We start from the raw sequence: 24,384 nt of genomic DNA on the forward strand, positions 1-24,384 counted from the left end.
AGAGGAGACATGGGAACCTTCAACCGGCTTCATCTGATCCGTCAGGTCGATCTGTTCACGCTCAAGCTCTTTCTTTCCGCGGTGGAGGAACAACAGATCGGCCTCGCCGCAATCCGCGAGAACATCGCCGCATCGACCGCCACCAAGCGCATTCAGGACCTCGAGGACATCGCCGGCGTCAAGCTGCTCGAACGCAGCTCGAAAGGCGTCGTCGCAAGTCCGGCGGGCAACGTGCTCGCCCGCTACATCCGCACGATTTTCGGCAGTCTCGAAGACATGCGCGCCGAGATCGCCGCTTTCACGGAAGGCATGCAGGGCGAGTTGACGGTCGCGTCGGCGCGCTCGGTGTTCGTGCCGTTTCTGTCGCGCGAGCTGGGCGAGTTCAGCCGCGAATATCCGCTCGTCCATCTCGTCCTGCGCGAACTCGAAAACGCCGAGATCATTCACGCGGTATCGAAAGGCGAGGCGGATATCGGGCTTTTCGCGGCGGCGCACGAGCTGGATCTCGGCGGCGTCGATGTCACGCCGTACCGGCATGACCGGATGGTCGTCGTCGTGCCGCAAGGACATCCGCTGAGCGCGCATTCGAGCGTCACGTTCAAGGAATTGCTGCCGGAAAAACTCATCACCGTCGATGCGATGCTCGGCGCGTTTCGCGCGGCCGCCCGCCGTCTGGGCGCTGAATTCGAGCCGCGTCATTGCGTGCGCAGCGCGGGCGTCGCAATCAGTCTCGTGCAGGCGGGTCTCGGCGTGACCGTCCAGCCCGAATGCTTTCTCGGGCATGAATTGCTGAACCGCGTATCGGTCATCGAACTTGCTGAACCGTGGGCGGTGCGCCGCATTCATATCGCGACGCCGCGCGGACGCAGCCCGAGTCCGATCACGCGCGCGCTGATGCAGCAGCTGCTCGATCAGCCGCGCGACGAATCAACGCGCCACGACGACACGCAATGACGCGTCGCGCGCTTCCCGCTCCAGTGCTGCGCGATGATCGGGATGCGCGACACCGATCATGCGCGGCAGCCGCTGCGCGAGCGACAGTCCGCGCAGGTCCGCCACGCCGTATTCCGTGACGATCACGCAGGCGTCGCTACGCGCAACCGTCGTAGGCCCGGCGAGTCGCGCGACGATCCGGCTGTGCTTGCCCGCGGTCGACGGCATCGCGATGATCGGTACGCCGCCACGGCTCGCTTGGGCGGCGCGCAGGAAATCGCCGACGCCGCCTACCGCGCCGACATATGTGCCCGCCGCGACTTCCGCGTTCACCTGCCCGGTCAGATCGACCTCGACGGCGGAATTGATCGCGACGAAGCGATCGAATCTTCTGAGCACGTTCGCGTCGTGCGTGTACTCCGTGCCGCGCAATTCCACGGCGGGATTGCGATGCGCGTACTTTCGCACACGCGCCGAGCCGATAATGACGCCGCCCACGCTGACGCCCGCATCGATCGCTTTTCTCGCATTCGTGACGACGCCCGCTTCGCAAAGCGCCGCGATGCCGTCGCCGATGCTGCCCGTGTGAATGCCGAGATCGCGTCGGTCCATCAGTTGCGAGAGCACCGCGTCGGGAATGGCGCCGATGCCGGTCTGTAAGGTCGCGCCATCGTCGATGAAACGCGCCACGTTTTTGCCGATGGCCGTTTCGACCGGACCGGGCGCACTGACAGGCGAGTCGACGGACGCGGCATCCGATTCGACGAGCAGATCGAAGTCCGATTCGCGCAGATAAGGTCCGCCGTGCGTCCACGGCACGGCCGCATTCACTTCGCCGATGATCGCGCGCGCGCCCTTCAACGCTTCGACCAGATATTCGCGCGCGAGGCCGAGCGAATGACGCCCGAGCGCATCTGGCGGCGACACCTGAAGCATGACGACATCGACACGCAAGGCCGCGCTGCGCACGAGCTGCGGAAGCTGCGAATAGTGCGCGGGAAGAATGTCGAGCACGCCCGCGCGCGCGAGCGCGCGATTCGAGCCGCTGCCGCAATACGCGAGAAAATCGAAGGCGTCGGCGTGCTCGGGCTTGAGCACGTCCGACAGGCCGATGCCGAGAAAAATCCGCACGCGCCCGATGCGATGCCGCTCTCCAACGAGCGCGCGCATCAGCGTGACGGGTTCGGCATGCGACTGGCCCCACATGATGGTGTCGCCGGGACGGATCAGCGCGGAGAGATTCATGTGGGCGTGTGATGGTCGGGCCATAAACGCTTCACGAGACCCCGCGTCGCGCCGTATGCATGACAACTGTCGATCTTGACGGGCTTGCCGTCCTTATCGCGCTCGTTCAATGCCGATGGGCGCAGTGCCACCATCGTCTGGAACGCGGCGCTCGCGAGCGGGCCGAGCAGTTCCTTCAGATGCGTGTACGTGTCGCACGAAGGCAGACGCTTGCGCACCTCGCCGTTCCAGCCCGCGCCGATACGCAAGCCGATCAGCGCGCGGAGCGAATCGCCGCCGCCGGGACACTGATCGTACGGATGCGCGCGCATGAACGTGAGCACGTCGCGCACGATCATGTCCGCATCGAAAGCGAGCGTCACGCCCATGTCGTGAATCGGCGTATTGCGACGGACCGTGCGTGCGCCGCCAGGCGGCGTGAAATCGTGCGACTTGGAATCGATGAGGATCGCGCTCGCTTCGAACAGACCATCGCTGCGCCGGTATCCCCGCATGTCGATCTGCCGATGATGAATCTCTTCGCGCGTGATGTCGTCGTGTTGAATCGCCATTGGGTTCGCCTCGTTTGCTTTTCAAACGCTAAGCGGCTTCTTGATGCGATGTCCACGTTCGGGCGCGCGCGTTCCGTAGTTCGAAACCGTGGTGTTGCAACCGGGCGAGGGCAATTCCCGATGGCGACGTCACCGAACGATCGATAGGGTAACAAACGTTAGGTAAATAGTCGAGACGAAAAGCCGCTTCCAACCGAACGAGCGTTCGGCTTGCACGAGTCACACGGTCCAAACCGTCATTTCGCAAGAAAACAAGCCTTTCAAAGTACGGAACACATTCGCCAAGCGGTTGACGTTCCTGTTGCGAAAACCTGTAATCGAAAGCATGGAGCAGGAGTGAATCATGTCGACGCAGCCGAGCCGCATCGCCGGAACACATCAGCCGCGTTGGGATCTGGCACGCGAACAGACGAGCACGGCGATGGTCGTGCCGCTCGCCCGCAGCCTCGCGATACTCGGCGCATTCACGCCGCAGGAACCGTGGCTCGGCAATCAGGAAATCGTCTTCGAAACAGGCATTCCCGCGCCGACCGTGTCGCGCATGTTGCGTTCGCTGGTGGCGCTGGGATATCTGCGTTATTCGCCCGCGCAGCGCAAATACCGGCTCGCCGCATCCGTGCTTTCGCTCGGCTATGCGGCCATCGCGCATTCGAGCGTGCAGCGTCTCGCGCGCCTCGAAATGCAATCATTCGCCGAGGCGAGCGGAACCTATGTCGTGCTCGCTGCGCGTGACCGTCTGGATGTGATCGTCCTCGAAACTTGCGCGAGCAAGCCCGCGACGATCGATCTCGAACTGCACGCGGGTGCGCGGCTACGTATCGCTTCATCGCCGATGGGCTGGGCGCTGCTCGCCGCGCTGCCCGAGCTCGAGCGCTTCTATCTGCTCGGCAACGTCGAGCGCAAGGCGGGGCGCGATTGGCCGCATTTGCGGCGGCGTATCAGCGAAGGCATCTCGCAGACGCATAACGCGGGCTATTGCACGTCGCTCGGCGAATGGGAGCCGGACCTCGCGATCGTCGCGACGCCGCTCGTGATTCGCGATCAAACGCCGCTCGTGCTGGCGTGCATCGGGCCGAGCGCGAAGCTCGGACGCGCGCGCGTCGAACGTGAACTCGGGCCGCGTCTCGTGGCGGCGGCGCAGCATCTGCGAGAGCAGGTACTTTTCGACGATTGAGACGACAATGAGCACCACGGCCGACAACACGCCCGTCACGCTGACCGTCGAACGCGGGCTCGAAGTGCTGCGCGCGTTTCGCGCCGAGCGCGCGCCCTTGTCGAACGCGGAACTCGTTCGGCGCACCGGCTTTCCCAAAGCGACGGTTTCGCGCATCACCGCGACGCTCATCCGCATCGGCTTTCTGCGGCGCGTGAGCGGCGGGCGGCAGTTCGAACTGAGCGCGGGCGCGCTGAGCATCGGGCACGCGTATCTCGAAGCGAGTCCCGTCACGCGCCTCGTCGATCCGTTTTTGCAGACGCTCGCCGACAAGCTCGAATTGTGCGTCGCACTCGCGGTGCCGGATCATCTCGACATGCTGTACATCGCGTGCCGGACGAGCGCACGCATCGCGACGTTGCGGCTCGGCGTCGGCACCGTGCTGCCGATGGAAACGACATCGGTCGGACGCGCGCATCTCTATGCGCTGCCCGAATCGCAACGTCGCGAGCGCATCGCGGCGATTTTGGCGACGCCTGGCAAGAACGCGGACATCGTGCGCAAGAATCTCGACACCGCGTTCGAGGATCTGCGCACATCCGGCGTCTGCATGGCCGTCGGCGAATATCAGCGCAATGCATATGGCATTGCGTTGCCGCTGACGGTAGGGCGCACGCGCACGCTGATGTCGCTCAATTGCGGCGCGGTCGAACTCGAGCCCGACATGATCGCGATCCGCAAGCGCGCGATTCCCGAGCTTCACGCGGCCGGTCGCAGGCTCACCGAACTACTCGCGGATGTCGATTGCGAGCCGTGATTCCGTACATCGAAATCCGCTTTAACTCGCACGCGAGAAACCACGCAGCAGAGCCGTTCCGACGTACGGAACATCGCGGCGCGCCGCGTTGACGCTATCGGCCGCCATCGTCACGATGGATTCAACGAATTCCAGAGAGAAAGGAAGAATGCATGGCCGAGCCTGTGAAGTCCAACGTGTCTTATGCATCGTATAGCGTGCTCGCATTCGATCGTCCCGCGCGCGGCGTGCTGCGCATCACGCTGAATCGCCCGGAACGGCTCAATGCGCTCGATGCGCGCGGCCACGACGAACTCGCGCGCGTCTGGCGCGATGTCGACGAAGACCCGGAAACGAGCGCCGTGATTCTGTGCGGCGCGGGCCGCGCGTTCTCGGCGGGCGGCGACTTCGACATGGTCGAGGAAATGATCGAGTCCTTCGATGCGCGCGTGCGCGTGTGGCGCGAATCGAAGGACCTCGTCTACAACATCATCAACTGCTCGAAGCCGATCGTCTCGGCGATACACGGATCGGCTGTCGGCGCGGGGCTCGTCGCCGCGCTGCTCGCGGATGTATCGATCGCGGCGCGCTCGGCGAAACTCGTCGACGGGCACACGCGCCTCGGCGTCGCAGCGGGCGACCATGCGGCGATCATCTGGCCGCTTCTGTGCGGCATGGCGAAGGCGAAGTATCACCTGATGCTGTGCGAACCGGTGAGCGGCGAGAAGGCGGAACAAATCGGCCTCGTGTCGCTCGCCGTGGACGATGCCGAGCTTCAGGACACCGCGCTCTCCGTCGCCGCTCGTCTTGTGAACGGCGCGCCTTCCGCGGTGCGGCTCACCAAGTACGCGCTCAACAACTGGTTGCGCCAAGCCGGTCCGACATTCGATGCATCGCTCGCGCTGGAGATGTTCGGCTTCGGCGGCGCGGAAGTGCGCGAAGGCGTCGCGTCGTTCCGCGAGAAGCGCGCGCCGGCGTTTCCCGTGACCACGCCGGTCTCGCCCGTACGCAACGCCTGAGAGGAAGACCGGACATGGCCAAGGTTCTTCAAGGCATTCGCGTCCTCGATTTCGGGCGCTATATCGCGGGGCCGTTCTGCGCGGCGCTGCTCGCGGATTTCGGCGCCGAAGTGATTCGCGTCGATCGCGTCGGCGGCAGCGAGGACCGCTTCGTGATGCCGGTCACGGAAGGCGGCGAAGGCGCGTTCTTTCTGCAATCGAACCGCAACAAGCGTTCGATCACGCTCGATATCGATCATCCGCAAGGCCGCGAAGTCGTGAAGCGTCTGATTCGCGATGCCGACGTGGTCATCGCCAACATGCCGCCCGCCACGCTCGCCAATCTCGGCCTCGATTACGAGTCGCTGTGCGCCATCAGGCCGGACATCATTCTCACCGCGTCGTCCGCATTCGGGTCGCATGCGGATGCGGCGAATCGCGTCGGTTTCGACGGCGTCGGCCAGGCGATGAGCGGCGCGGTCTACATGTCGGGCACGCCGGAAAGCCCGGCCAAGGCGATGGTGCCAGTCGTCGATTTCGCGACCGCGCTGTCGTGCGCGCTCGGCACTGTCATGGCGCTTTACGAGCGCCGCACGAGCGGCAAGGGACAGGTAGTCGAAGCGTCGCTTTTACAAACCGCGCTGATGTTCGCGAGCGGCGCGCTGATCGAGGAAGCGGTGCTCTCGATCGACCGGCAGGCGACCGGCAATCGCAGCCCGATACACGGACCGTCGGACATTTTCCGTACGCGCGATGGATGGATCATCGTGCAGGTGATCGGGCAACCGCTCTTCAGGCGCTGGGTGCGCATGATCGGCGATCCCGCGCTGATGGACGATCCGCGCTTCACCGACGACTTGCGACGCGGCGAAAACGGCGCGGCGCTGAGCGACATGATGTCGGCGTGGTGTGCGTCGCGCACGCGCGAGGAAGCGCTCGCCGCGCTCGAAGCGGCGCGCATTCCCGCGGGTCCGGTCTATTCGCCGCGCGAGGCGCTCGACGATCCCGCGATCCACGCTTCGCGTGCGTTCGACTGGGTCGAGTATCCGGGGCTCGCGCGCAAGGCGCCGATCGTCGTGTCGCCGGCGATGCTGTCGCGCACGCCGCCGTCGATCGAATCGCGCCCGCCGACCATCGGCGAGCATACGACGGAGATTCTGCGCGAAGCCGGTTATGGCGACGCGGAAATTCAGGCGCTGCGCGAACTCGGCGTGGCGTGAAGTTTTCATGTATCGGAAAGTCGAAGCTCATGTCTCGAACGAATGTCCTCGAACAATACGGTCCGCGCGAATCGATGGACTACGACGTGGTGATCGTCGGCGGCGGACCTGCCGGTTTGTCCGCTGCGATTCGCCTGAAGCAGCGCGCGATGGAACATGGCGTCGAACTCGGCGTCTGTGTGCTGGAGAAAGGCTCGGAAATCGGCGCGCATATTTTGTCCGGCGCGGTCATGGATCCGCGCGCACTCGATGAACTCATCCCCGACTGGAAGGCGCAAGGCGCGCCGCTCGATGTCGCCGTGACCGAGGATCGCTTTCTGTTCCTGTCCGAATCCGGCGCGCGGTCCGTGCCGAATTGGGCGTTGCCGGATAACTTCAGGAACCACGGCAACTACGTGATCAGCCTCGCGAACCTGACGCGCTGGCTCGGTCAACAGGCGGAAGCATTGGGCGTTGAAATCTTCGCGGGCTTTCCCGCAGCCGAAGTGCTGTATCACGACGACGGCGCGGTCATGGGCGTCGCGACGGGCAACATGGGCGTCGGAAAGAATGGCGAGCCGACCGAAAACTTCCAGCTCGGCATGGCGCTTCACGCGAAGTACACGCTGTTCTGCGAGGGCGCGCGCGGTCATCTCGGACGACAGTTATCGGAGCGTTTCAATCTGCGCGATGGCGTCGATCCGCAGGTGTACGGCATCGGCATCAAGGAGTTGTGGGAGATCGATCCGGCGCAACACAGACCCGGCCTCGCCATACATACCGCGGGCTGGCCGCTCGATCGCCATACGTACGGCGGTTCGTTTCTCTATCACCTCGACGACAATCAGGTTATGGTCGGCTTCGTCGTCGGGCTCGGGTACTCGAATCCCTATCTCTCGCCATTCGAGGAATTTCAGCGCTACAAGACGCACCCGGCGATCCGCACGTTTCTCGAAGGCGGCAAGCGCGTATCGTACGGCGCGCGCGCGATCACGGCGGGCGGGCTGATGTCCTTGCCGAAGCTCGTGTTTCCGGGCGGCGCGCTCGTCGGCGACGATGCGGGCTTTCTCAACGCGTCGCGCATCAAGGGTTCGCATGCGGCGATCAAGACGGGCATGCTGGCCGCCGACGCGGCATTCGATGCCGTGCGCGCGGGGCGTCGATCGGACGAACTCGCCGCTTATCCCGAATCGTTCAAAGCTTCATGGCTGCATGACGAGTTGCATCGCGCGCGCAACTTCAAGCAATGGATGAGCAAGGGTCTCGTTCTAGGCACGCTGATGGTGGGCATCGAACAAAAAGTGCTGGGCGGCAAGGCGCCGTGGACGCTGCATCATCGGCATTGGGATCACGAGACGCTCAAGCCCGCCTCGCAATGCACGCCCATCGCGTATCCGAAACCGGATGGCAAGCTCACGTTCGACCGCTTGTCGTCGGTGTTCATATCGAACACGAATCATGAAGAGAACCAGCCCGCGCATCTCACGCTGAAGGACGCGCGCATTCCGGTCGATGTCAATCTGCGCATGTATGCAGGGCCGGAAGCGCGTTTCTGTCCGGCTGGCGTGTATGAATTCGTGAAGAACGATGCGCAGCAAGACATCTTGCAGATCAACGCGCAGAACTGCGTGCATTGCAAGACATGCGACATCAAGGATCCGACGCAGAACATCGTTTGGGTGACGCCCGAAGGCGGCGGCGGGCCGAATTATCCGAACATGTGATCGAAGCGCGTGCCCGTTCGATCGGGCACGCGTTGCGCTCAGGCCTCGGTGATTTCAGCTTCGCCGTTGTTGAGCACGACGACATCTCGTTCCACCGATCGCGCGCGAAACCGAAGCGTCGCCGCGGACTGGCGCCATATCTCGACACGTATCGTTTCGCCCGGAAACGCCGGGGCTGAAAAGCGCGCATAGAGCATCCTGAGTCGCGCCGCATCGTAGCCGCACATCACGCGCAGAATCGCGTGACCGGCGATGCCGTACGTCGCCAGTCCGTGCAGCACGGGGCGCTCGAATCCGGCCGCGCGCGCCGTCGCGGGATCGACATGCAGCGGATTCGCGTCCCCGTTCAGGCGATACAGCAACGCGCCTTCCGCACGCACGGGCAGATCGCAGACGATATCCGCCTGCGACTCCGGAACGGACGGTGGCACGGGCAGCGGCGCATCGTGCGGCTGACCGCGCGCGGTAAAGCCGCCGTCGCCGCGACAGAAGTTCAACTGCTCGACGCGCGCCAGCACTTCCCCATTCGACGCATCGATCACGTCGCGCGACATCAGCACTTGCGCACCCTTGCCTTCGCCCTTGTCGACGATCGATTGCACACGCGTGCGCCCGATGATCGTTGCCGCGGCGGGCAGAGGCCGCATGAGCGTCACGCGCTGCTCGCCATGCACGACCTTCAGATAATCGATGCCGCTCTCGGGATTGCGCATCCACTGCCCGGGAAAGCCGAGCACGGCGGCCATCGTCGGCGCGACAGCGAGCTCGGGACCGTACGTGAACCTGAGCGCGCGCGTATCGAGCGGATCGACACCGAATCCGACGCTCAGCGCATACAACGTGCTATCGCGCTCGGTGTAGGTCTGGTGAACGTCGTCGAAAGGCCAGTTCTTCAGTTTTTGATAATCGATTGCCAAGTCGGCCTCCGTCGCGTCACACCGGGTCCCAACTGAAGACATCGCCGGAGCGATCCATCGGCACGAACGACGCCTTCAACGCAGGCATGCCATGCTCCGCGATGGATTCGGGCGTCCAGCCTTCGCTCTGATGCACGGAGCGCACCGGGCGCGGCTGGCTCATCAGAAAGATTTCGTTGTTACGCACGGTGAAGATCTGGCCGTTGACATCGCGCGCGCCGTCGCTGGCGAGATAGACCGCGAGCGGCGCGATCTTCGCGGGCGTCATCTGTTTGATCTTTTCGACGCGTGCCGCCTGCTCGGGCGTGTCCGTCGGAATCGAGCTGACCATGCGGCTCCACGCGAATGGCGCGATGCAGTTCGAGCGCACCTTGAACTTGCCGAGATCGAGCGCGATGGATTTGGAAAGCCCCGCAATGCCCATCTTCGCCGCGTTGTAGTTGGCCTGCGCGAGATTGCCGATCAATCCCGATGTCGACGTCATGTGCACGAACGCGCCGCTCTCCTGATCCTTAAAGCGATTCGCGGCGGCGCGGCTCAGATTGAAGCTGCCGTACAGATGCACTTTCAGCACGGCGTCCCATTCTTCGTCCGACATCTTGTGAAAGAAGCGGTCGCGCAGAATCCCCGCGTTGTTCACGACGCAATCGATACGCCCGAACGCATCGAGCGCCTGTTCGACGATGCGTTCCCCCGCGCCGTTCTCCGCGACGCTGTCGGTGTTCGATACGGCTTCGCCGCCCGCCGCGCGAATCTCCTCGACGACGCGCTCGCCCGGCGTGCTGTCGCGGCCCGTGCCTTCGAGCGATGCGCCGATGTCGTTGACCACCACGCGCGCGCCGTAACGCGCCATCAGCAACGCGATATCGCGCCCGATGCCGCCGCCCGCGCCCGATACGATCACGACCTTGCCTTCCATCATCCTGCTCGTCATGTTTGTCTCCGTCGATACCCGATTGCCTGACTTCGACGATGAAGCTCGCGGCCGATGCGTGTCAACGCGATGCGCGAGGACATTCCGTACATCGAAAATGCAGATAGCACGAAACTCGGCGCGCGCACGGAAGAGGCTTGATCGAAGTACGGAACACGCTTCGACATTGCGTTGACGCTGTGCATCGGCAATCGCAGCATGAGCACATGACAGAAGCATCCGGAGAGACTGAAGACCATGATTCGCGACATCGAAACGATGAACGTGCTGCGCGACAACATCGCGCGCTTCGTGCGTGAACGCCTGATCCCCAACGAAGCGCGCGTGGCCGAGAGCGACGAGATTGCGCAGGACATCGTCGACGACATGAAGGAGATGGGCCTCTTCGGGCTGACCATCCCGGAAGCGTATGGCGGCCTGCAACTGACGATGGAAGAGGAAGTGATCGCGATGTTCGAGCTGGGGCGCGCATCGCCCGCGTTTCGTTCGCTGATCGGCACGACGGTGGGCATCGGCTCGCAAGGCATCCTGCTCGACGGCACCGAGGAACAGAAGGCGCTGTATCTGCCGCGTCTCGCGACGGGCGAGATCATCGCGTCGTTCGCATTGACCGAGCCGGAAGCCGGGTCCGATGCGGCGTCGCTGCGCACAACGGCGATACGCGAGGGCGATCATTACGTCGTCAACGGCACGAAGCGCTACATCACGAATGCGCCGCAAGCTGGCATCTTCACGCTGATGGCGCGCACCGATCCCGAGGACAAGCGTTCAAGCGGCATCTCGGCGTTCATCGTCGAGGCGGGCACGCCGGGAATCGGCTTCGGCAAGCGCGACAAGAAGATGGGGCAGCGCGGCGCGCATACCTGCGATGTCATCTTCGAGAACTGCCGCGTGCCCGCCGCGAATCTGATCGGCGGCGTGGAAGGAAAGGGCTTCAAAACCGCGATGAAAGTGCTCGATAAAGGACGCATCCATATCGCGGCGATATGCGTGGCGGTTGCCGAGCGCATGCTCGACGACACACTGCAATACGCGATCGAGCGCAAGCAGTTCGGCCAGGCCATCGGCGAATTTCAGCTCGTGCAGGCGATGCTCGCGGACAGCCGCGCCGAGCTCTACGCGGCGCGCTGCATGGTGCTCGATGCCGCGCGCCGCCGCGACGACGGTTTGAACGTGAGCACGGAGGCATCGTGCGCGAAGCTGTTCGCATCGGAAATGTGCGGACGCGTCGCGGATCGCGCGGTGCAGATTCATGGTGGCGCGGGCTACATGAGCGAATACGGCATCGAACGTTTTTATCGCGACGTGCGTCTGTTCCGCATTTTCGAGGGCACGACGCAGGTGCAGCAACTCGTCATCGCGCGCAACATGTTGCGTGAAGCGCGCGGCTAAGCTAAGGAGCACGACATGATGTCGGCGCGAAAGTCCCTGCGCGATGCAGTGGAGAGCTGGATCACGCCCAACCGGGCGGTGCCGTTTCGTGTACGCTCGATTCATCGCGGCGAGCGGCTGCGATGCGTGCAGGTCGAGGCTCGCGACGCGAGCGGCGATGTCGCGATCTGCTTCTTCAAACATGACGACGGCGCGTGGCATCTTTTCCCGCCCGCGCCGCGCCGCCTGACGATGAGAATCGCGTGATGAGCGAGTGGGCCGAAAGAGACGTTCTGCGTGAAGTCGAAGCCGCCTGGAATGCGGCCGCGCGCGACTGGAACGTGCAGGCATTCGGCGCACTCTATGCGCCGGACGCGTTGTTCTTCGGCGGACGAAAAGGGCAGTCCGTCGGTGAAGCGGGAATCCTCGCGTATTTCGCGTCCTATCGTGGCGTGATCGAATCGGCCACGCTCGCATTGATCGAGCAGCAGTTCATTCGCCTGGCTCCATACTGCTTTCTCGCACAGGGGTACGGCGACTTCACGTTCTCGCTCGCCGCCAACAGGACCTCGAAGTCGCGCTTGCGCACGACGCTCGTCATCGCATCGATCGACGGTGCGTGGCGCATCCGTCAACATCATTTCTCCACCGAGCCGGAATCGCCGCCTATCTGAACATGCCGGCGCGCATCGCATGCGCGCCGGCATGAACGAGCCGATCAGAACTTGTGACGCATCGCGAGCCGCACGAGCACCTGGTTGCGCGTGGTCGATGCATCGGGCGCGGACGTGCCGCCCGTGCCGTACGTATCCGGCGCGATAGATGCGACCGGCGCGTCGCCCACCGCATGCTGCCATGCGCCGAGCAGATACACATCGGTGCGCTTGGAGAGGAAGTAATCGGCGATCAGCTCGGCCTGATGATATCGGGGCTTCAGATCCGCGTTGTGTGCGCGGCCGTCCGTGTAGGTGTAGTTGCTGGAGAGAAAGAACGCGGGCGTGATCTGCCAGCTTGCCGTCGCCGCGTAGTTGTCGAGACGAAGCGAGTCGCTCGTGGAGTAGAACTTCGAGTGGCTATAGACGAAGCCGAGCGTGACGGGCGATAACTGATACGTCACGCCCGCCGCGGCCACGTCCTGCCGGATCACCGCGCCCGTGAGCCCCGCGGCATGCAGCGGCGATGTCGTCGTCACGTTGATGTAATCGCCGGCGACCGCGCCCGTCGTATTCGCGTTCGGCGCATTCAGATGCATGTACGCCGCGCCGACGGAGAGTCTGCCTTGCGTATAGCTCGTGCCGAGACTCCACAGCCGGTTCGTCGCGAAACCGGAGCCGTTGTCCGTCGTCGCGGTATTGCTGAACGCGTACATGCCGCCGAACTTCAGACCGCCGAAGTTCGGGCTCGTGTACTTGACCGAATTGTTCACGCGAAACGAGTTGTCCAGATTGTCGTTGTCGAAAGGATGCGCGAGACCCGTGTACGGAATACCGCTCAACGGCTGAATATATTCGACGACGGAATCATATTGACGGCCCATCGTGAGCGAGCCGAAGCGGTCGTTGGCGATGCCCATCCACGCCTGTCGTCCGAAGAGACGTCCGCCTTGCGCGAGCGCTCCGCCGGTGGTGAAACCGTTCTCGAGCTGGAAGATCGCGCGGTTCCGCCGCCGAGGTCTTCCACGCCCTTGAAGCCGAAGCGGTTGCCTTGCAGGACGCCCATCGTCATCGTCCAATTGGATTTGCCGTTGTCGTTGTTGATGTAGTTCACGCCTGCATCGACGAGACCGTACAAGGTTACGCTGCTTTGCGCATGCGCCGCGCCCGCGACGCTGCTGATTACCGCGACCGACAAAAGATGCCTTTTCACCGACGTGTCTCCTTGATTTTGTAGGACTTCGACTGCTGGTTATGAAAGCTAGTTCGGATGACGAATTAAATGGAATGCGTTGACACCGTCAGCCCATCGAGCGTGCTAACGGTGTAGATTCAGATGCAGATGTTCAAGCTGCTTCGAAGATGGCGGCGAGCCCTTGACCGCCGCCGATGCACATCGTTTCGAGGCCATAGCGCGCGCCGCGCCGCCGCAGTTCGTGCAGCAGCGTGGTCATCATGCGCACGCCGGTCGCGCCGATCGGATGTCCGAGCGAGATGCCCGAGCCGTTCACGTTCAGCCGTTCGCGATCGTCCCATTGCCAGCCTTTCAGCACGGCGAGCGCTTGCGCGGCAAATGCCTCGTTCAGTTCCACCAGATCGATGCGATCGAACGAAAAGCCGGTGCGCGCGAACAGTCTTTCGACGGCCGGAACCGGGCCGATGCCCATTGTCGCCGGCTCGCATCCCGCCGCGGCCCAGCCGACGAGATAACCGTGCGGCGCGAGTTCGAGCGCATCGAGTTTGTCTTCCGCGACGATCAGGCACGCGGCCGCCGCGTCGTTCTGCTGGCTCGCGTTGCCCGCGGTCGTCACGCCGTCCTTCATGATCGGCTTGAGGCGGGCGAGTGAGTCGGCGGTCGTGTCGGCGCGAATGCCTTCGTCGCGCGTGAACAGGAGCGGATCGCCCTTGCGCTGCGGCACGGCGATAGGCACGACTTCATCGTCGAACTTGCCTGCTTCCCATGCCGCGGCCGCGCGTCGGTGGCTCGATGCCGCGAATGCGTCGGCTTCTGCGCGCGTGATGCCGTATTCGCGCGCGAGATTCTCGGCGGTTTGCACCATGCCCGATATATAGCCGAAGCGATCTTCCGGCTGCGAGCGCTCGCGGCCGCGCTCCAGCCGATCGTGAAAGCGCACCGAGCCCGAGCGCTTGCCCCAGCGCATATCGGTCGTGTAGTACTCGATGTTGCTCATGCTTTCAACGCCGCCCGCCAGCACGACATCCGCGGCGCCGCTTTGCACCATCATCGCGGCGGTGACGATGGCCTGCAGTCCGCCCCCGCAGCGCCGGTCCAGTTGCATGCCCGGCACGCTCACCGGCAGGCCCGCGTTGAGCGCGGCCCATCTTCCGATGCAAGGCGTCTCGCCGTTCGCATACGACTGTGCGAACACGACATCGTCGATGCGCGCGGGATCGATGCGCGTGCGTTCGAGCACAGCCTGAATCACGGGCCTGGTGAGGTCTTCGACCGGTACGCCGCGAAGGCTGCCGCCGAACGCGCCGACGGGCGTTCGCACGGGTGCAACAATGGCTGCTCGTCTCATGAATCGTCCTTCGATGTGAATGTGCGAGGTGTACGCTGCACGATGCGAGCCGCACGACGCCTCCGTCAACGCAGGACGAAAGACATTTCCGTACTTCGATAGCACGTCGAATGCAATCGCCATGCGCGTTCGCGATGCGGTTTCGTTGCACGGAACATGCTCGCCTCTCGCGTTGACCGGGCATCCTCTGCCGCTCAGTATTGGAGCGACAATGATCGGTATGGAATTGCAATGAACGACCATCAGAAGAGTGCGTGGCGGCCGAGCGCCGAAGACATCGCGACATCGAACGTGAGTGCGCTGATCGAACGGATCGGCGTGCGCGACTACGACGCGCTGCTGGTTTGCGCGAGCGCCGAACCGGACCGTTACTGGAAGACGGTGCTCGAATATTGCGGCATGGTGTGGGACGAGCCGTATCGCGCGTACGCGGATTTTTCGGCCGGAAAAGAATTCCCGACATGGTTCGACGGCGGCAAGCTCAACTGGGTGAACTCCGCGCTGAAGTGGGCGGATGATCCGGCCACGGCGGGACACCTTGCCGTTGTCGCCGAGCGCGAGGACGGCTCGGTGCGCAACGTCACGTTCACTGAACTGAAGGCGCGTGTCGCGTCGTTCGCGGCGGGCCTCAAGGCGCAGGGCGTGAAACGCGGCGACCGCGTCGGCCTGCTGATGGAAAACGGCATCGAAGCTACGGTGACGATGCTCGGCCTGTCATGGATCGGCGCCATCGCGGTGCCGCTTTTCAGCGGCTTCGGCGTCGATGCGATCGTCTCGCGCCTCGCCTCGTGCACGGCGCGCGCGCTCATCGCCACCACGGGTTTTGCGCGCCGCGGCAAATGGGTCGATGCGCGCGCGCTCGTCGATGAAGCGCTCGCGCGCCTGCCCGATATCGACACGCTGATCTGGAAAGACGGCAACGAAGCGCGCGGCTTCCGTGGAAATGTCGCCGACTGGTCGGCAGTCGCGTCGGCGGCGCCGGATGCATCGCCTGAAGTGATGGCATCCGGCGATCCGTTCATGGTGATCTACACCTCGGGCACGACGGGCAAGCCCAAGGGCGCGGTCCACACGCACGGCGGCTTTCCGATGAAGATCGCGCACGATTCGGCGGTGCACTTCAACGTCAAGCCAGGCGACGTGTTCTGCTGGCCCGCCGACATGGGCTGGATCGCGGGCAGTCTCGTGATGTCGAGCGCGTTGTTGCGCGGCGCAACGCTCGTCTGCTATGACGGCGCACCGGACTTTCCTGACTGGTCGCGCATGTCGCGTCTGATCGAACGGCATCGCATCACGCATTTCGGTTCGGCGCCGACACTCATTCGCGGCCTCGCAGCCAACGCGCAAGTGGCGATGCAAGGCGACGTGTCTTCGGTGCGCCTGCTCATCACGGCGGGCGAGGGCATCGATCCGGAACACTTCGTCTGGTTCCAGAGCGCGTTCGGGCGAGGCGAGCGCCCCGTCATCAACTACACGGGCGGCACGGAAGTGTCGGGCGCGCTGCTCTCGAGCGTGATCGTGAAGCCCATCGTGCCGAGCGGATTCAATACGAGTTCGCCGGGCGTGGCGGTCGATGTCGTCGATGCGCAGGGGCACACACTCGTCGGTGCGATCGGCGAACTCGCGGTACGCGCGCCGTTCGTCGGCATGACGCAGTCGTTCTGGCAGGACGACGAGCGTTACCTCGATTCATACTGGCGCACGGTGCCCGGGATCTGGGTGCACGGCGATCTGGCGATGCATCGCGAAGACGGCCACTGGTTCATGCTCGGCCGTTCCGACGACACCATCAAGCTCGCGGGCAAGCGCGTCGGGCCCGCGGAAATCGAGGAAGTGCTGCTCGAATTGCCGCAGATCGCCGAGGCCGCCGCGATCGGCGTGGACGATGCCGTCAAGGGGCAAAAGCTCGTCGTGTTCGTCATTCCGATGGCGGGCGCGCCCGTGTCGCAAGCGGAACTGGAGCACACCGTCGCGCGGCACGTCGATACGCGGCTCGGAAGGCCGTTCCGTCCGTCGGCGCTTCACATCGTCGAGCAGTTGCCGAAGACGCGCAGCTCGAAGATCATGCGGCGCGTCATTCGCAGCGTGTATTGCGGGCGGCCGCCGGGCGATCTCTCGTCGCTCGACAACCCGGCCGCCATCGACATGATTCGCCGCGCCGCGCAGTCCTGAACGCGATTCAGACGCGCCGGTTACCGGACCGGCACGTTGCGCAGCAGAAAGTCGATCGCGACGTCGCCCGAACCGGTCGTTGCGATCGCCCGCCACCATATGCCCCGCATCGGTGACGTTCACGTGATCCGCATGCGGGCACAGCGCGAGAAACTCGCGCACGCCTTCCTCGCTGACGACATCGGAGCTTGCGCCGCGAACGAGCAGGGTCGGCACCGATAACGCGCGCGCACACGCCGACAGTCGTTCGTGGCGTGCGCGAATATCGAGCGGACGTTCGATGAAACGCGGATCCCAGTGCCAGCGATAACGCCCGTCGTCGCCGAGCCGCACGTTCTTCGCGAGTCCGTCCGGATTGCGACGGCGCGATTGCGTCGGACGATATTCGCTTATGGCGTCGGCGACCGCTTCGAGCGAATCGAAGCCTTCGGGACGCTGCCGCATGAAAGCGCGAATCCGGTCGACGCCTGCAGGCTCCGTGTACGGAACGATGTCGACGAGGATCAGCGCGCTCGCATCGACGCGGCCCTCGCCAATGGCGACGAGGCTCGTCGCGCCGCCCAGCGATGCGCCGACGAGCACTGCTCGCGCGCCGTTCACCGAAGCGAGCACGCATTGCAGGTCGCGCGAAAGGGCGTCGAGGCCGTAGTCGCCGTCCGGGCTCCAGCCCGAATCGCCGTGCCCGCGTGCATCGTATGCAACGGCGAAGTAGCCCGCCTCGCCGAGCCGCGCGCCTGTTTCGCCCCACGCGTGACGTGTCTGGCCGCCGCCATGCAGCAACACGACGAGCGGGCCGTGCGGGTCGCCCCACGTATCGGCGGCGAGCGCGATGCCCGATGAGCCGGTCCATACGTGCATGGGCTGCGGTGCGCCCGCGAGGCGAGTTCCTGCGCTCATCGTCGTGTCCTGTTCGCGGTTATCGGCCAGCACTCAATGTCATCGCGCAACAAGCGAAGCGTCAACACGCATCGATACGTCGTTCCGCATGTCGGAATGACGTGGCGGATCTAACGAACGTTCTTCGCGAGGAAGCGGTCGAGTTGCGCGGCGAAATTCTTTCCGTCGCGCGGTGCGTATGGCGGCGGTCCGCCCGTCTGGACGCCGGAGCCGCGCAACTGATCCATCATCGCGCGGATCGACAGGCGTTCTTCGATGTTGTCCGCGCTCATCCATTCGCCGCGCGGGTCGAGCGCGAACGCGCCCTTCGCAATCACCGACGCGGCAAGCGGGATGTCCGACGTGATGATGAGATCGCCGCTCTCCGCAATTTCGACGATGCGCGCATCGGCCACGTCGAAACCGGCCGGCACCTGAATGGCGCGTATCCACGGCGAGGGCGGCGTGCGAAGGAACTGATTCGCGACGAGCGTCACGTTCACCTTCATGCGTGGGCCTGCGCGAAAGAGGATGTCTTTCACGACGGCGGGGCAGGCGTCGGCATCGACGAGGATTTGCATCGGTGGGTATCCGGGAATGTGATGTCGCCGGTGCTAATCGGCGCGACGAGTATCGCATGACGCAGCGTGGACCCGAACGCCCTATACTTTTTGAAACGCGTCTCCTACCCAGAACGGAGAATCACCGTGAGAACGAAGCTGGCAAGCATTGCCGTGTCACTCATCATGGGCGTTGTGGGCGCTTCCGCGGCCCCGCTTTCCTATGCTCAGAACACCGGCTCGACCGCAACCGACGCGACGCAAGCCGCACCTACTACGAAAGCTGAGAAAAAAGCCGCCCGAAAACAGGCGCGCGCGAAGAAGAACGCCGAGTTGAAGAAACTCGAGGACGCGGGCTACAACCCGGGCCGCGCCAACGATCCCGACTATCCCCAGGATTTACAGAACGCTCAGAAGAAAGCGGGGATCGCGACGGGCCAAAGCCAGTAGGCTGTTTTGCAGAAGCGCGTTCGGCCATCACGTCGAGCCGTGATGGCCGGACGCGCACGCGTAGTCGAACAAAAAAATCCCTGCAATTAGGGTTCTGGCCGCTTGCGCGCGGAATTCTCTTACCCAACACTTCATTGCATTCCGATTAGCCAGATGTCTGTCCGATATACCGGACAACGAGCGACAACTCGACCTCAGATACGGAACGGTTCTGGAACCGGTTCCTCGTCTTTCTTCCTTCATTCAGGACCTGCACATGAAACTCTCGAACATAGGCGCCAGAACTGTCTCGCTGTTCGTCATCGCCGCAGCGCTGGCGTTGTCCGCGTGTACAAAGGTTTCCACGCCGGCCGAAGGCGGCCCGGCAGCAGCAGGTTCGGCTTCCACGCTTCAGGCAGTGCTTCAGCGCGGGACGTTGCGCGTCGGCGACTGTTTGACCTTCGCGCCGTTCGGCTTCTACAACAAGGACGGTCAGCCCGATGGCTACGACGTCGATCTCGCCAAAGAACTCGCCAAGCAGATGGGCGTCAAGCTGGAAGTGGTGAACACGACGAGCGCGAACCGGATTCCGAATCTGCAAACGAGCAAGGTCGACGTCGTGTTCTGCAACTTCACGCGCAACCTGGAGCGGGCGAAGGTCATCGAATTCACGACGCCGTACGTCGTCGCGAGTGAAGCGCTGCTCGTCAAGAAGAGCAGCGGCATTCGGTCGGTCAAGGACATGGGCAACCGCACGATCGCGACCGTGAAAGGCTCGACCAACGGCGATGAAGTCCGCTCGCTGAACATTCCGATCAAGATCCAGGAATACGACAGCTCGCAGGCCGCGATTCTCGCCGTGAAGCAAGGTCAGGCGGACGCGATGATCGAGGACAACAACTTCCTCGCGTATCAGGCGACGCTCGACCCCGAACTGACCGTGACGAACGAAGCGCTCGTGCCGCTCGAATACAACGGCTTCGGCGTGAAGGCCGGCGATCAGGCGTGGCTCAATTACCTGAACCTGTTCCTCTTCAACATCAACGCGTCGAAGCTCAACGCGCAGCTCTACAAGAAGTGGTTCGGCACCGAACCGCGTTATCCGCTCAATCCGCAGTTCTGAGAAGCGCGTGATGGCGATATCGCATGAAACCGGAACGACGCGGAGGCTGAAATGAGTTACGAGTGGCTAACTTTGTGGGGCTATGTCCCCGAGTTCCTGAAAGCCGGCTGGCTGACTCTGCAAGTAACACTGCTCGCGTTCGTGCTGGCGGTGTTGCTCGGTCTCTTGACGGCGCTGGCCAGCATATCGCCGGTCGGCGTGTTCCGGTTCATCGCGCGGGCTTATGTCGAGATCATCCGCAATACGCCGGTTCTCTTGCAGATATTCATCGTGTTCTTCGGGTTGCCGTCGGCGGGTATTTCGCTGGACGCCTATTGGGCGGGCGTGATCGCGCTGGGGCTCAACGTTGGCGCTTATCTGTCGGAAGTGTTTCGCGCGGGCATTCAGTCCGTGCCGCGCGGGCAGCTCGAAGCCGCGGGCATTCTCGGTCTCGAGCGCGGCCAGATCTTCACCGAGATCGTGTTGCCGCAGGCCGCGCGGGCGGTCTATCCGGCGATCGTCAATTACCTGATTCAACTATTGCTCGGCACTTCGCTGTTGTCGGCGATCGCGTTGCCCGAACTGACCGGCACCGCGACCGTGATCAACTCGCGCACGCTGCTTTACGTGCAGACCTTCGCGGTCGTGCTCGTCGCGTATCTCGTGCTGAGCAACGTGCTGTCGTGGATCGCGGGCCAACTCGGCGCCCGGATGTTTCATCCGCCGCTGATCGTCCGGCCGCGCGCGCGATTCGGCGGTCTCGCGTTGCGCCGCGCCAATCGCGCCTGATGCCCGAACCGGAGCCGGATCATGTCCATTGAATTGCTGGGAACCAGTCTCTCGATCCTGCTGCAAGGTCTGATGACGACGCTGCTGTTGTCCGTCGCCTCGATCGTCGGCGGCACGCTGATCGGCCTTCTCGCCGCCGTGTTGCGATCGTTCGGACCGTGGGGCACGGATCGCATCGCGCGCCTGTACACCGAGCTCTTTCGCGGCACGCCTGTGTTGATCACGCTGATGTTCATCTACTTCGGCGTTTCGTACTTCGGCTATGCGATCGACGTATTCGCCGCCGGCGTGATCGGCCTCTCCGTGTATCAGGGCGCGTATATCGCCGAAGTGTTCCGTTCCGGGATCGAGTCGGTAGCGAAGGGCCAGTGGGAAGTCTCGCAGATTCTCGGTCTGTCGCGCATGCAGGCGTTCGCGTTCGTCGTGTTGCCGCAGACCGGCAGGATCGTGCTGCCGCCGCTCATCGGCCAATATCTTTCGCTCATCAAGGACACGTCCATCGTCAGCATGATCGGCATGTCCGAACTGATGCACGGCGGCCAGGCGATCGTCGATCGCATCGGCAAGCCGGTCGAAATATACGGACTCGTCGCACTCATCTATTTCGTCGTGTGCTTCCCGCTTTCGCAATGGGTGCGCCACCATGACCGCAGGAGACTGTCGTGAGCAATCAAAGTCAGACCAGGCCCGTGATTTCGCTTTCGGGCGTCAGTAAAGCATTCGGCGCGACGCGCGTGCTCAACGAGATCAATCTCGACGTGCGCGCGGGTGAAGTGCTCGTGCTCATCGGCGCGTCGGGGTCGGGCAAGAGCACGGTGCTGCGCATCATGGCGGGACTGGAGGCGACGGATTCCGGCGAAGTCTGGGTCAACGGCGTGCCGATGCACGACCCGAAGCGCGCACGCGACATTCGCGGTCATGTCGGCATGGTGTTTCAGCAGTTCAATCTGTTTCCGCACAAGACCGCGCTCGGCAACGTCACGCTCGCGCTCATCAAGGCACGCAAAATGAATCCCGCCGATGCACGCAAGCGCGCAATGGACGTGCTGGATCGCGTCGGGCTCGCGGATCGGGCCGATCATTACCCGAGCCAGTTGTCCGGCGGACAACAGCAGCGCGTCGCTATCGCGCGGGCGCTCGCCGTCGAGCCGGGCATCATGTTCTTCGACGAGGCGACGTCCGCGCTCGATCCCGAACTCGTCGGCGAAGTCACCGAAGTGATGCGCGGACTCGCACGCGACGGCATGACGATGGTCGTCGTCACGCATGAAATGGGCTTCGCGCGCAAGACGGCCGATCGCGTCGTCTTCATGGACAAGGGCGTGATCGCGGAGCAGGGCGAGCCGGAGCAGATCTTCGTCGATCCGTCGAACGAGCGCACGCGGCAGTTCCTGCATCGCGTGCTCGATCATTGACGCATACGGAGCGAATGCATGGCAGTCACAGAATCGTCGCGAGCGAGAGGCGTGGACCGGGTCATTGCCATGTTCCGGCAATTGCATCTCGCGCAACGCCCGATGACGATGCGCGAGTTGATCGAAGCGACCGGAGCGCCGCGTTCGAGCATCTACGAGCTGGTCGCGATTCTCGCCGATGTCGGCTGGCTCGAAACATCGGCCGATGGAAGCGTGTTCTTCGGCCGCGAGATGCACTACTACGGCTCGGATTACGCCACGCACAACGACCTGATCAGCCGCGCGCATCAGTCGATACTCGCGCTCGTGCGCAAGTATGACGAGACCACGCAGTTGTGCATGCTGGAGGGCAACAAGTACACCGTGGTGCTGTCCGAAAACAGCGCGCGCCCGTTCAACATCAGTTCGGATATCGGCGTGCGCGTGCCGATTCCGTGGACCGCGACGGGGCGTCTGCTGCTCGGTCATCTGAACGCCGACGACATCCGCACTTTGATTCCGCGCGAGGACTTCACGCTCGACAACGGCGTGATGATCGACTTCGATGAATTCATGCGCGATGTCCAGCGCGCGAAGGAACTGGGCTACTGCTGCACGGAAGGATTGTCGAACGCTTTTCGCCTGTGCATGGCGGCACCCGTGCGCGATCGCGCCGGCATGCCGATCGCGGCGCTGTGCTTCATGACGGGCCGCGATACCGATCCGCAACGTCGCGAGGCGATGCTCGACGATCTGCTGCAGTCTGCGAAGGCGCTGTCGCAGCGTTAGGGCTTATCGCAACGTCGCGCTGAAGAAGTGCACGATTTCAGCGTTGAATCGTTCATGAAACGCCGAGCGGTCGAAGCCCGGCGAACTCGTGCAAAGCGCGGGCGCCTTGTTGCCCAGACGCGCGTTGCAGGGCGGCAGGAAGTCGTAATGTCCGGCGCCTGCGACGACGTGAAACTCAGGCGGTCGCGGCAGGTTCGCGCGCACCGCTTCGTCATAGAACGGATCCGGCTGATGACGGTCGTCGGCTGCCCGCCAAAGCTGGATCGGTATGCGCACGTCCCGCAAGCCCGCGCGTCCGAAAGTGAAACCGAAAGCCGGAGCCGCGATGACCGCCGCCTTGATGCGAGCATCCGCGATCCAGGCGTTGCCGGGCACGTTCACGCCGACAGCGGGATCGACGCCGGCATGCTGAAGCGCCTGGCATAAGTCGTGATCCGGATGCGCGCGGCAATACGGCGCGATCTCGGACAGGTTCGGCACGCCGCCCGCTGCCACGAGCACGGTGAAGCCGCCGTTTGAGAAGCCGAACGCGCCGATGCGCGCCGGATCGAGATTGTCGTGGCCGCTCCATTGCGCAAGCATGTAATCGATCAGACGGCGAAGCTGAATCGGGCGACGCCATAACTCCAGCACGTGCGACTGGTCGTCGAAGGTATCGCCGGCATGGCTCACGGCCGCTGCGACGAAGCCTGCGTGGGCAAGTGCGAGGGCGGTATCGTAGTGGCTGTCGTACGAGCCGCCACCGCCGTGCGACATGACGATCAGCGATAGCCCGTTTCCCGCAACTGGCGCGTCGGTGGGATACCAGATCCCGACCGTCAACGGCGGTTCCGCGCCGTTTGCGATCCTGACTTCCTCGAAGCCGACGTTGGCGGCGAGAGACGGCGCGGCAAAAATGGCAAGAACGAGCGCAAGAACAAGCGCGAGCGCGGTAACGGCAGCGTATCTCACGACAATCGGCCTCCTCGCCCGTTCGCCGAAGCAATGGCCGATGTTAGAGCATTAACCAGCCGACGATGCGGCGTCGTTGAAACGCATCACGACCCTGGACAGGTACTCGTAAACTCACACTGCTACGATTTCGCCTCTTTCCCATCACGAAGATAACGAACTCATGAAAAAGGCTGTTCTCGCCGTATTGGCCGCTGGCATGGCATTCCTTTCGGTCGCTCCGGCTTTCGCCGACTCGCATCATCATCACGCGGTTTGCCACAAGGTGCGCGTGCATCATCATTGGGAACGCCACTGCAAGTAAG

23 protein-coding genes and 2 pseudogenes are annotated in these 24,384 nt (G+C 63.5%); 16 read left to right on the top strand and 9 right to left on the bottom strand.

The window, feature by feature from the left end; translation table 11 throughout:
• The first annotated feature begins 9 nt into the window (after nt 1–9).
• Nucleotides 10–954 carry a LysR family transcriptional regulator gene (locus NCS28_RS27255; protein ID WP_250516898.1) on the top strand — a complete coding sequence of 315 codons (945 nt, stop codon included), beginning with the start codon at nt 10–12 and terminating at the stop codon, nt 952–954.
• On the opposite strand, the gene NCS28_RS27260 is transcribed toward NCS28_RS27255, so the two are convergent.
• Both NCS28_RS27260 and NCS28_RS27265 read right to left on the bottom strand, forming a co-directional pair.
• Nucleotides 928–2,178, bottom strand: a complete 1,251-nt coding sequence (locus tag NCS28_RS27260; RefSeq protein ID WP_250516899.1) for an acetyl-CoA hydrolase/transferase family protein — start codon at nt 2,176–2,178, stop codon at nt 928–930. The genes NCS28_RS27255 and NCS28_RS27260 overlap by 27 nt on opposite strands.
• Nucleotides 2,175–2,729 carry a DUF2889 domain-containing protein gene (locus tag NCS28_RS27265; RefSeq protein ID WP_250516900.1) on the bottom strand — a complete coding sequence of 185 codons (555 nt, stop codon included), beginning with the start codon at nt 2,727–2,729 and terminating at the stop codon, nt 2,175–2,177. Before NCS28_RS27265 ends, NCS28_RS27260 begins: the two co-directional genes overlap by 4 nt.
• Nucleotides 2,730–3,072: 343 nt before the next feature.
• On the opposite strand from NCS28_RS27265, the gene NCS28_RS27270 reads away from it, so the two are divergent.
• The 5 genes from NCS28_RS27270 (at nt 3,073) to NCS28_RS27290 (ending at nt 8,599) form a co-directional block, all read left to right on the top strand.
• On the top strand, nt 3,073–3,903 hold the full coding sequence (locus NCS28_RS27270; RefSeq protein ID WP_250516901.1) for an IclR family transcriptional regulator: 831 nt from the start codon (nt 3,073–3,075) through the stop codon (nt 3,901–3,903).
• 7 nt (nt 3,904–3,910) lie between these two features.
• Nucleotides 3,911–4,699: an IclR family transcriptional regulator gene (locus NCS28_RS27275; RefSeq protein ID WP_250516902.1), complete on the top strand. Its 789-nt coding sequence runs from the start codon at nt 3,911–3,913 to the stop codon at nt 4,697–4,699.
• A 152-nt stretch (nt 4,700–4,851) separates the two neighbouring features.
• Nucleotides 4,852–5,697, top strand: coding sequence for an enoyl-CoA hydratase/isomerase family protein (locus NCS28_RS27280; RefSeq protein WP_250516903.1), 846 nt, complete (start codon nt 4,852–4,854; stop codon nt 5,695–5,697).
• 14 nt (nt 5,698–5,711) lie between these two features.
• Nucleotides 5,712–6,896 carry a CaiB/BaiF CoA transferase family protein gene (locus tag NCS28_RS27285; protein WP_250516904.1) on the top strand — a complete coding sequence of 395 codons (1,185 nt, stop codon included), beginning with the start codon at nt 5,712–5,714 and terminating at the stop codon, nt 6,894–6,896.
• Between the two features lie 29 nt (nt 6,897–6,925).
• On the top strand, nt 6,926–8,599 hold the full coding sequence (locus tag NCS28_RS27290; RefSeq protein ID WP_250516905.1) for an electron transfer flavoprotein-ubiquinone oxidoreductase: 1,674 nt from the start codon (nt 6,926–6,928) through the stop codon (nt 8,597–8,599).
• Nucleotides 8,600–8,637: 38 nt separating this feature from the next.
• On the opposite strand, the gene NCS28_RS27295 is transcribed toward NCS28_RS27290, so the two are convergent.
• On the bottom strand, nt 8,638–9,516 hold the full coding sequence (locus NCS28_RS27295; RefSeq protein ID WP_250516906.1) for a MaoC/PaaZ C-terminal domain-containing protein: 879 nt from the start codon (nt 9,514–9,516) through the stop codon (nt 8,638–8,640).
• A gap of 16 nt (nt 9,517–9,532) precedes the next feature.
• Nucleotides 9,533–10,438 carry an SDR family oxidoreductase gene (locus NCS28_RS27300; protein WP_502801247.1) on the bottom strand — a complete coding sequence of 302 codons (906 nt, stop codon included), beginning with the start codon at nt 10,436–10,438 and terminating at the stop codon, nt 9,533–9,535.
• A gap of 249 nt (nt 10,439–10,687) precedes the next feature.
• On the opposite strand from NCS28_RS27300, the gene NCS28_RS27305 reads away from it, so the two are divergent.
• The 3 genes from NCS28_RS27305 to NCS28_RS27315 are packed head-to-tail and all read left to right on the top strand — an operon-like array spanning nt 10,688 to nt 12,495.
• The gene (locus tag NCS28_RS27305; protein ID WP_250516908.1) at nt 10,688–11,842 is read left to right on the top strand and encodes an acyl-CoA dehydrogenase family protein; all 1,155 of its coding nucleotides are present in this window, start codon (nt 10,688–10,690) and stop codon (nt 11,840–11,842) included.
• A 15-nt stretch (nt 11,843–11,857) separates the two neighbouring features.
• Nucleotides 11,858–12,088, top strand: a complete 231-nt coding sequence (locus NCS28_RS27310; protein WP_250516909.1) for a hypothetical protein — start codon at nt 11,858–11,860, stop codon at nt 12,086–12,088.
• Complete coding sequence (locus NCS28_RS27315; RefSeq protein ID WP_250516910.1) at nt 12,088–12,495, top strand: YybH family protein; 408 nt, start codon at nt 12,088–12,090, stop codon at nt 12,493–12,495. Before NCS28_RS27310 ends, NCS28_RS27315 begins: the two co-directional genes overlap by 1 nt.
• Nucleotides 12,496–12,539: 44 nt before the next feature.
• On the opposite strand, the pseudogene NCS28_RS27320 reads toward NCS28_RS27315, so the two are convergent.
• Nucleotides 12,540–13,687 (bottom strand): annotated as a pseudogene (locus tag NCS28_RS27320) (porin).
• A gap of 133 nt (nt 13,688–13,820) precedes the next feature.
• Nucleotides 13,821–15,017 (bottom strand): acetyl-CoA C-acetyltransferase, encoded by a 1,197-nt coding sequence (locus NCS28_RS27325; protein ID WP_250516911.1) that lies wholly within the window; start codon nt 15,015–15,017, stop codon nt 13,821–13,823.
• A 231-nt stretch (nt 15,018–15,248) separates the two neighbouring features.
• Here NCS28_RS27325 and NCS28_RS27330 point away from each other — a divergent pair, with 231 nt between their 5' ends.
• Nucleotides 15,249–17,189: an AMP-binding protein gene (locus tag NCS28_RS27330; RefSeq protein WP_250516912.1), complete on the top strand. Its 1,941-nt coding sequence runs from the start codon at nt 15,249–15,251 to the stop codon at nt 17,187–17,189.
• A gap of 129 nt (nt 17,190–17,318) precedes the next feature.
• On the opposite strand, the pseudogene NCS28_RS27335 reads toward NCS28_RS27330, so the two are convergent.
• Together NCS28_RS27335 and NCS28_RS27340 are read right to left on the bottom strand one after the other, a co-directional pair.
• A pseudogene (locus tag NCS28_RS27335) lies at nt 17,319–18,086 on the bottom strand (alpha/beta fold hydrolase); the annotation flags it as partial.
• Nucleotides 18,087–18,196: 110 nt separating this feature from the next.
• Nucleotides 18,197–18,646, bottom strand: a complete 450-nt coding sequence (locus NCS28_RS27340; protein WP_250516913.1) for a YaiI/YqxD family protein — start codon at nt 18,644–18,646, stop codon at nt 18,197–18,199.
• Between the two features lie 126 nt (nt 18,647–18,772).
• Between NCS28_RS27340 and NCS28_RS27345 the strand changes: the two genes are divergently transcribed.
• The 6 genes from NCS28_RS27345 (at nt 18,773) to NCS28_RS27370 (ending at nt 23,128) form a co-directional block, all read left to right on the top strand.
• Nucleotides 18,773–19,075, top strand: a complete 303-nt coding sequence (locus NCS28_RS27345) for a DUF4148 domain-containing protein (protein WP_250516914.1) — start codon at nt 18,773–18,775, stop codon at nt 19,073–19,075.
• Nucleotides 19,076–19,331: 256 nt separating this feature from the next.
• Nucleotides 19,332–20,177 carry an ABC transporter substrate-binding protein gene (locus NCS28_RS27350; protein WP_250516915.1) on the top strand — a complete coding sequence of 282 codons (846 nt, stop codon included), beginning with the start codon at nt 19,332–19,334 and terminating at the stop codon, nt 20,175–20,177.
• 51 nt (nt 20,178–20,228) lie between these two features.
• On the top strand, nt 20,229–20,945 hold the full coding sequence (locus tag NCS28_RS27355; RefSeq protein ID WP_250516916.1) for an amino acid ABC transporter permease: 717 nt from the start codon (nt 20,229–20,231) through the stop codon (nt 20,943–20,945).
• 21 nt (nt 20,946–20,966) lie between these two features.
• On the top strand, nt 20,967–21,611 hold the full coding sequence (locus tag NCS28_RS27360; RefSeq protein WP_250516917.1) for an amino acid ABC transporter permease: 645 nt from the start codon (nt 20,967–20,969) through the stop codon (nt 21,609–21,611).
• Nucleotides 21,608–22,360: an amino acid ABC transporter ATP-binding protein gene (locus NCS28_RS27365; RefSeq protein WP_350029828.1), complete on the top strand. Its 753-nt coding sequence runs from the start codon at nt 21,608–21,610 to the stop codon at nt 22,358–22,360. Before NCS28_RS27360 ends, NCS28_RS27365 begins: the two co-directional genes overlap by 4 nt.
• Before the next feature lie 18 nt (nt 22,361–22,378).
• On the top strand, nt 22,379–23,128 hold the full coding sequence (locus NCS28_RS27370) for an IclR family transcriptional regulator (protein WP_250516918.1): 750 nt from the start codon (nt 22,379–22,381) through the stop codon (nt 23,126–23,128).
• A gap of 3 nt (nt 23,129–23,131) precedes the next feature.
• Here NCS28_RS27370 and NCS28_RS27375 read toward each other — a convergent pair whose 3' ends face one another.
• Nucleotides 23,132–24,079, bottom strand: a complete 948-nt coding sequence (locus tag NCS28_RS27375) for an alpha/beta hydrolase family protein (protein WP_250516919.1) — start codon at nt 24,077–24,079, stop codon at nt 23,132–23,134.
• Between the last annotated feature and the right edge of the window lie 305 nt (nt 24,080–24,384).

Origin of the sequence: Caballeronia sp. INDeC2 (assembly GCF_023631325.1) — a bacterium.
Lineage (GTDB): Bacteria > Pseudomonadota > Gammaproteobacteria > Burkholderiales > Burkholderiaceae > Caballeronia.

Excerpts from the sequence above, each read along its gene's own strand:
- NCS28_RS27285 (WP_250516904.1), top strand. The coding sequence starts at position 5,712 with ATGGCCAAGGTTCTTCAAGGCATTCGCGTCCTCGATTTCGGGCGCTAT.
- NCS28_RS27370 (WP_250516918.1), top strand. The coding sequence starts at position 22,379 with ATGGCAGTCACAGAATCGTCGCGAGCGAGAGGCGTGGACCGGGTCATT.
- NCS28_RS27275 (WP_250516902.1), top strand. The coding sequence starts at position 3,911 with ATGAGCACCACGGCCGACAACACGCCCGTCACGCTGACCGTCGAACGC.
- NCS28_RS27265 (WP_250516900.1), bottom strand. The coding sequence starts at position 2,729 with ATGGCGATTCAACACGACGACATCACGCGCGAAGAGATTCATCATCGG.
- NCS28_RS27260 (WP_250516899.1), bottom strand. The coding sequence starts at position 2,178 with ATGAATCTCTCCGCGCTGATCCGTCCCGGCGACACCATCATGTGGGGC.
- NCS28_RS27290 (WP_250516905.1), top strand. The coding sequence starts at position 6,926 with ATGTCTCGAACGAATGTCCTCGAACAATACGGTCCGCGCGAATCGATG.
- NCS28_RS27280 (WP_250516903.1), top strand. The coding sequence starts at position 4,852 with ATGGCCGAGCCTGTGAAGTCCAACGTGTCTTATGCATCGTATAGCGTG.
- NCS28_RS27340 (WP_250516913.1), bottom strand. The coding sequence starts at position 18,646 with ATGCAAATCCTCGTCGATGCCGACGCCTGCCCCGCCGTCGTGAAAGAC.
- NCS28_RS27310 (WP_250516909.1), top strand. The coding sequence starts at position 11,858 with ATGATGTCGGCGCGAAAGTCCCTGCGCGATGCAGTGGAGAGCTGGATC.
- NCS28_RS27330 (WP_250516912.1), top strand. The coding sequence starts at position 15,249 with ATGAACGACCATCAGAAGAGTGCGTGGCGGCCGAGCGCCGAAGACATC.
- NCS28_RS27355 (WP_250516916.1), top strand. The coding sequence starts at position 20,229 with ATGAGTTACGAGTGGCTAACTTTGTGGGGCTATGTCCCCGAGTTCCTG.
- NCS28_RS27325 (WP_250516911.1), bottom strand. The coding sequence starts at position 15,017 with ATGAGACGAGCAGCCATTGTTGCACCCGTGCGAACGCCCGTCGGCGCG.
- NCS28_RS27315 (WP_250516910.1), top strand. The coding sequence starts at position 12,088 with ATGAGCGAGTGGGCCGAAAGAGACGTTCTGCGTGAAGTCGAAGCCGCC.
- NCS28_RS27300 (WP_502801247.1), bottom strand. The coding sequence starts at position 10,438 with ATGATGGAAGGCAAGGTCGTGATCGTATCGGGCGCGGGCGGCGGCATC.
- NCS28_RS27350 (WP_250516915.1), top strand. The coding sequence starts at position 19,332 with ATGAAACTCTCGAACATAGGCGCCAGAACTGTCTCGCTGTTCGTCATC.
- NCS28_RS27270 (WP_250516901.1), top strand. The coding sequence starts at position 3,073 with ATGTCGACGCAGCCGAGCCGCATCGCCGGAACACATCAGCCGCGTTGG.
- NCS28_RS27360 (WP_250516917.1), top strand. The coding sequence starts at position 20,967 with ATGTCCATTGAATTGCTGGGAACCAGTCTCTCGATCCTGCTGCAAGGT.
- NCS28_RS27305 (WP_250516908.1), top strand. The coding sequence starts at position 10,688 with ATGATTCGCGACATCGAAACGATGAACGTGCTGCGCGACAACATCGCG.
- NCS28_RS27255 (WP_250516898.1), top strand. The coding sequence starts at position 10 with ATGGGAACCTTCAACCGGCTTCATCTGATCCGTCAGGTCGATCTGTTC.